Below are 2066 nucleotides of genomic sequence, written 5' to 3' on the forward strand. Positions count from 1 at the left end.
GGTGTGAAGGGGGTGGCATTCGTCGAGGCTTGTGTCGCTTCCTCGAAGCGCAACGGCGCCTGGGTCAAGCTCTAATTATTAGCGAGGCCCGAGGCGGTGCAACCGCCGCGGGCCTTTTTCTTCAGGCCGCGATGTCGCGCTTGCGCTCTGTCAAAGCATCCACGCTCAGGGGGGCGCCGGCACCGACCGGAAACAGGAAGAAGATGGCGGAGACGTTCTCGGCGACCGGGAAATGCAGCACCTTCTGCGTTCCGCAGCTGAACGGTACCAGCGAGGCGACGACGCGCAGGGGGCTCAGCAGATCGGGTGGACAGCGTCGAGCGCACGGATCATTCGTATCCTTTCGTTGTCAGGTTTGAATGCTGCCCCCGATCGACTACGTCGAAAAGGCAAGTCACGACCGTTGACATTGCTGTTATCGAGGCGTGCGAAGAGTGTCGCTGCCACCGGCGGAATTCTCCGAGGTGCCACCCAGCCGGCTTGGTTCGTCGGCACCTGCAACGTTGCAGTTTTCCTGCGTGGCCCCTGTACTTTGAGGGGCGGCTTGGTTAAACCGCAGCCAACGAAGCCATAACAGACAGGATTTTCATCATGATCGATCCGAAGCTTCTTGCCGAGCGCTTCCCCGGCGACTTCACATTCGGCGTTGCCACCGCCGCCTTTCAGATCGAAGGCGCCACCAAGGCCGACGGCCGCAAGCCATCCATATGGGATGCCTTCGCCAACATGCCCGGCCGCGTCTATCAGCGCAACAATGGCGATGTCGCCTGCGATCACTATAACCGTCTGGAGCAGGATCTCGATCTGATCAAGGAGATGGGCGTCGAGGCCTATCGCTTCTCGATCGCCTGGCCGCGCGTCATTCCAGAAGGCACCGGCCCGGTGAACGAGGCCGGCCTCGATTTCTACGATCGCCTGGTCGACGGCTGCAAGGCGCGCGGCATCAAGACCTTCGCGACCCTCTATCATTGGGATCTGCCGCTCGCGCTTGCCGGCGATGGCGGCTGGACGGCGCGCTCGACCGCGCATGCCTTCCAGCGCTATGCCAAGACGGTCATGGCTCGCCTTGGCGACCGTCTGGATTCCGTTGCCACCTTCAACGAGCCTTGGTGCATCGTCTGGCTGAGCCATCTCTACGGCGTTCATGCGCCGGGCGAGCGCAATATGCAGGCCGCACTCTACGCGATGCACTATATGAACCTCGCTCATGGTCTCGGCGTCGAAGCGATCCGCTCCGTCGCGCCGAAGGTGCCTGTCGGCATCGTGCTCAATGCCGCCTCCATTCTGCCGGGCTCCGGCCGCGCGGAAGATCTGGCCGCCGCCGAACGCGCGCATCAGTTCCACAATGGCGCCTTCTTCGATCCGATCTTCAAGGGCGAATATCTGAAGGAGTTCGTCGAGGCGCTTGGCGACCGCATGCCCGTCATCGAGGACGGCGATCTCAAGACCATCAACCAGAAGCTCGATTGGTGGGGTCTGAATTACTATATGCCGATGCGCGTCTCCGACGATGTATCCAAGAGCGGCGATTTCCCCTGGACGAAGGAAGCGCCGCCGGTGAGCGACGTCAAGACGGATATCGGCTGGGAGGTCTATTCGCCAGGCCTGAAGCACGTCGTCGAGGACCTCAACAAGCGCTACGAACTGCCGGAGTGCTACATCACCGAAAACGGCGCCTGCTACAATATGGGCGTCGTCAAGGGCGAGGTCGATGACCAGCCGCGGCTCGACTACTATGCAGAGCATCTCGGTGTCGTCGCCGATCTCATCAAGGACGGCTATCCGATGCGCGGCTATTTTGCCTGGAGCCTGATGGACAATTTCGAATGGGCGGAAGGCTATCGTATGCGTTTCGGCCTCGTGCATGTCGATTACGAGACACAGGTGCGCACCATCAAGAAGAGCGGCAAATGGTACAGGGAGCTTGCCTCACAGTTCCCGAAGGGCAATCACAAGCCGGTCTGATGCGGGCTTTGCCTCGCTCTTGAGGGGGAGGTCGCGCGGAACGCGCGGGTTGGGGTGGTTTCCGTGTTCGCAACGGTCACCCCAACCCGGACCTCCGGTCC

Annotated in this window: 1 protein-coding gene and 1 pseudogene; one reads left to right on the forward strand and one right to left on the reverse strand. The window is 61.4% G+C overall.

Going from position 1 to position 2066, the window contains the following annotated elements:
• Positions 1–211: 211 nt before the first annotated feature.
• Positions 212–301 (reverse strand): annotated as a pseudogene (locus Q4Q11_RS31610) (DoxX family protein); the annotation flags it as partial.
• A 290-nt stretch (positions 302–591) separates the two neighbouring features.
• Between Q4Q11_RS31610 and Q4Q11_RS31615 the strand changes: the two are divergent.
• A complete protein-coding gene (locus Q4Q11_RS31615; protein ID WP_498571957.1) occupies positions 592–1965 on the forward strand; it encodes a GH1 family beta-glucosidase in 1374 nt (457 codons plus the stop codon).
• Positions 1966–2066: the final 101 nt, after the last annotated feature.

The organism is Rhizobium sp. UFLA01-1127, assembly GCF_059803845.1.